Source organism: Oleiphilus sp. HI0123 (assembly GCF_001635315.1).
On the sequence record NZ_LWGE01001211.1, the window covers coordinates 1 to 4,665 of the forward strand.

The window sequence follows — 4,665 nt, forward strand, 5'->3', positions numbered from 1 at the left end:
GCCAAGACCTCGATAGATAAGCTATCAGCTAAGGTAATGATACTCTTGACCAGTGCTTGATCAGAGCTGTTGTTAATTAACTCATTGACAAACATACGGTCAATTTTAATCTTTGACAGGATATGGCTGAATTTTTTGATATAACCAAGAGACGAATAACCTGTACCAAAGTCATCAATACTGAATTTAAGCCCTGACTTAAGTAGCTGCTTAATACCCTTCATCACAACAGGGTCGTCGTCCAACATCAAACGTTCTGTTACTTCCAGCTCCACCCAATCCAAGGTTTGCAAAAATACCTGGTGATTATGCGTCCAGTCAGATAACTCGCGATGGTGAAAGTTAGTTGGGCTAAAGTTGATAGCAACGATAAATTCTTCATTGAAATCACTGCGCCACTCTTTAACCTGCGCAATGGCATGTTCAAATACCCAGATGTCGATATCAAATATCTGACCGGTTTTTTCGGCAACCGGAATAAACAAGTCCGGCCTAACCTTACCCAGGTCTTCATCTTCCCAGCGTAATAAGGCTTCGAAACCGGTAATACTCATATCGCGCAAATCAATCAAAGGCTGAAAATAGAGCTCTAGTTGATTATTAACGATCGCATCTTTCAATTTACTCTTAATCGTATTGTGCAACACGATGTTATACATCATTGACTGGTCAAAGAATGCAAAGGTATTACGGCCTGCTTCTTTGGCTTTATACATCGCGGTATCTGCACGACGAATCAAATCTTCAGTATTCTCGCCATCTTCAGGGTAAAGCACGACCCCGATACTACAACCTAATTGAAGCTGCGAGTCACTTAAGACAAAGTTTTCTTTAAAGGCCAATATCGTTTTATCAGCAACATCCTCAGCATCTGCGCGAGTGTTGCACTGAAAGCAAGCGATGAACTCATCGCCACCAAAACGGGCCACATAACCTCCGTAGCGAGTGATCAACTTCTTCAAGCGGGAAGCACTATCCAGCAGAATCTTATCGCCTGTACTATGCCCCAGGCTGTCATTCACCTCTTTAAAACCATCCAGGTCAATAAAAAAGATTGCCAGCTTCGAGTATTCGGCGTTTTCCTGCTGGTTAAGCATTTCATTTTTCAGGTGATATTCAATATGGCGACGGTTAGGCAAATTTGTCAGCATGTCGAAATTTGCCTGATGCTCTAACTGGTCTTCATAGGACTCTTTTGCCAAAGCAAACTCGGCAACCTGCTTTCGTCCCCGGTTCAAAGCTTCAACCAAGTCAGCAATTTCATCACTGTATTCGGGGCGATTCAGCACAATGGGCTTATAGGTTTTACTTGTTAGCTGAGCCGGCTGAACGGTTTCACGGCTAATTTTGGAAAGGTGGCGCGTCACTGCATTTTTAACAATCGTACTGAAAACAAAACTAATCAAACCGATCATCAAAGTGGAACTAATAAGGATCACGATCATCTGGTCTAATACAGACTCGGTAATCAACTCATCTTTCACATCAACTTCAATCTTACCCATATTCTGGCCGTTAAAGACCAAAGGGCTCGACAAACTTACTGGCAATTCAATATCCCCGTACTGATATTCATTGCCCAAGGCTTCTACAATTCTAACACCCTGAATTGAAGGCATACGATAGACGCCTTCCAGCAAGATATGAGTGCTATCCTGATCGACGTTCCATAAGCTTCTAGCTAACTGCTGATTAACGGCTTTGATGGTATCATTCGCTTCTTCGTAAACAGAAAGCCTTCCATCTTGATATTGTTTTACCAGCAATACCGATACCGTCACCACGGTAAAAAAGATACCGAGTGATACAAAATAAAAGGTCAAGCGGTGGCCCAGTTTCTTAAACCTTAAACCATGCTTCAACTTTTCTAGTGCGGAAAGGCCCAAAACCGTGTCCTACCTCTAGGTGAATTCGAAGAATCAATCTATCTACACTTTACATACAGCGTGATACAAGCTTAGACCATATTTTCAACAAACCTAGTAAGTCTGCTCGAAAAGTTAAGCCATCGTTGTAAGTAGATACTTTGCTTATATCTTAAGCAAAGGTATTATAGCCAGCTTTACGGAAGCATTACTTTGACAGCTTCTAAACTTTTTATTTGGAACAGCGAAACATGGCAATAAAGTCTGACAAGTGGATACGTAGAATGGCACAAGAGCAAGGCATGATTGAGCCATTCGAACCAGGGCAGGTTCGAACCGGTGAAAATGGCCGAATTATCTCTTATGGAACATCCAGTTATGGCTACGATGTTCGCTGCAGCAGTGAATTCAAGATCTTCACAAACGTCCACTCAGCAACCGTAGACCCTAAACAGTTTGATGAAAACAGCTTCGTCGATATTGATAGCGATGTTTGTATCATCCCACCAAACTCCTTTGCTTTGGCTCGAACTGTTGAGTACTTCAGAATTCCTCGTAGCGTCCTCACTGTTTGTTTGGGCAAATCTACTTATGCACGCTGCGGCATTATCGTTAACGTCACCCCATTAGAACCCGAATGGGAAGGTCACGTCACACTTGAGTTCTCTAACACCACCAATTTGCCAGCAAAAATTTATGCTAACGAAGGTGTTGCACAGATGCTGTTCTTCGAATCTGACGAAGTATGTGAAACAAGTTATAAAGATCGTGGTGGAAAATACCAGGGCCAGACTGGCGTAACGCTGCCGAAAACTTAGTTTAACTGCCTCTTCAAGTCTGAGAGAACACAAGTGGAGCAAGAAGGCGTTATCAAATATCAGCTGGTATTCGAGCATCGAAGCATCTCGATTGACGATACCAGTTTGGCTGAACTGAACCAATGCCGCCAACAAATGATGGCTCACGGGTTAATCGGCCAGGATGATAATCGCTATGAAGGCTATGGCTTTGGCAACCTATCACTGCGTTGCCAGTCAGACTCTAGCATTGAAGCGCCTCCTTCTTTCTGGATCAGCGGCACTCAAACAGGCCACCTTCCAACGCTATTCCCTCGGGATATATGCCTCGTAAACCAAAGCCACCCTGAGACAAATACAATACATGCAGAAGGTGAAACAAAGCCCTCATCGGAAAGTATGACGCATGGCGTCATCTATAAGCTTAGTGCCCGAATAAAAGCTGTGGTGCACGTTCACTCCACAGAAATATGGAAGCAACGTTCAGCGCTCAAGCTAGCTTCCACCCCCAAAGAAATACCTTATGGCACGCCAGAGATGGCAGAATCAGTGCGCCAACTATCCGCTCAATTATTACTATCTGAGAAGTCTATTCTCTTTTGCATGGACGGCCATGAAGACGGCGTTGTTGTGGCTGGTGAGTCTCTTTCTCAGTGCACCCAAACGCTAATAAACACTTTACATAGAGCAGCGACATACTCGTAAGCTTATACCAACTACCTGCAGGCTAGGCACAATGAACCGATTGAAGTTTCAAAAATCTCTCAACTCTCTTAGAGGCTGGCGTGAACGGGCATTTATGCTTGCAATAGCGGAACGCGCCCTTCCCAACGCCCTCCTATATCTTGACAGTATCGAGTCTGACAGCCCTTCAGACTCTCCACTCAAGCTTGCAGACATCGACAGCGCCTGGAACATGCTCATAATTGAGCAAGACGAAGAAGGTATTGTAGAGCTCCTCGATCTGACCCAGGCGAACATGCCTGATACCGAACAGAGCGAACATTATGGTGCCCTGCCAACTCACGATTGCCTAAGCATTCTAGAACAGGCTCTATTGGCTGGGATCAACGATGAAAAACCACGTGCATTGAGCGTTAGCCAACTGTCCTTGGAAACCATCACTCAGTTTATAGAGTTTTCCGAAGGCGACTCACTGAGCGAAAACCAGCTAATAAAGTTATTCGATTCACATCCGCTCATTGAACGCGAGTTTTCATTTCAAGCCGAACTGAGCGAGCTACTAAGATCTGCAAGCCACCCTGGAGAAGAACTGATTCTTGCCATTCGAGAGCTTGCTCAAGATGAAGGCATTAGTAATATCGGTATCAGCCTATAGACCTTAAGAGCCCTAATCTAGGGCTCTCAAAATTTGCAAGCAATTACTTGCAAAAAAATCTGCTAAATTATGTAAAAACTTCCTTGTCAATTCTACCGAAAAATTCTTTCTTCATTATAATTCCGCGCCTCCATCATTTTCTATATTGATCCATTTTCTTACTACATTTATATAACAGAGGTATCGCTTATATGATCGTTTTTACTGCCACCAATAGAGTCAACAACGAAGTTTATGTCGGCAGTGCAAGAGATAGTATGGAAGAACATTGGGCCAGACTGATCGTTCAGGCAGAAGAAGGTGGTTCAGGTGAGTTCTTAGACACTGTACGTGAATTCGGTGTTGATAACTTTACAGTAGAAACCTGGGCTTATGCTGACTCCCCTGCTGAATCCCGAGAGCTGGTTCGCGATGCCTGCGACGAGTTCAATGGCAAGCTTATCAAAACCGGACGTGCACCTGCCCCCACGGTAAATAAGGTTAATCAAGAAGTACATAGCGAGCCCAAAGCAATACAAGAAGCAAAGGCGACGAGTAAGGTAACATCAATCCATAAACAAAGCCCCGCGGCTAAGGCCGCCAGCAATACGCCTGAAGACAAGAGCAGCATTAGCCAAAATCGTAGCACAAAAAAAGAACACGGCCCTGTCACCAGCATCGATGT

The 4,665-nt window shown here is 44.1% G+C and carries 5 protein-coding genes; 4 read left to right on the forward strand and 1 reads right to left on the reverse strand.

Annotation, left to right across the window (positions count from 1 at the left end; genetic code table 11):
- Positions 1-1,886 (reverse strand): EAL domain-containing protein (locus A3761_RS13690; RefSeq protein ID WP_156491843.1); only part of this gene is annotated, 1,886 nt, incomplete at its 3' end.
- Positions 1,887-2,116: 230 nt separating this feature from the next.
- On the opposite strand from A3761_RS13690, the gene dcd reads away from it, so the two are divergent.
- From dcd to A3761_RS13710, 4 genes are all read left to right on the forward strand, one after another.
- On the forward strand, positions 2,117-2,683 hold the full coding sequence (gene dcd, locus A3761_RS13695) for a dCTP deaminase (protein WP_068508620.1): 567 nt from the start codon (positions 2,117-2,119) through the stop codon (positions 2,681-2,683).
- A 33-nt stretch (positions 2,684-2,716) separates the two neighbouring features.
- A complete protein-coding gene (locus A3761_RS13700) occupies positions 2,717-3,367 on the forward strand; it encodes a class II aldolase/adducin family protein (RefSeq protein WP_068508619.1) in 651 nt (216 codons plus the stop codon).
- Positions 3,368-3,398: 31 nt separating this feature from the next.
- Positions 3,399-4,001, forward strand: coding sequence for a DUF416 family protein (locus tag A3761_RS13705; RefSeq protein WP_068508616.1), 603 nt, complete (start codon positions 3,399-3,401; stop codon positions 3,999-4,001).
- A gap of 191 nt (positions 4,002-4,192) precedes the next feature.
- A partial coding sequence (locus A3761_RS13710; protein WP_156491844.1) for a hypothetical protein occupies positions 4,193-4,665 on the forward strand: 473 nt, incomplete at its 3' end.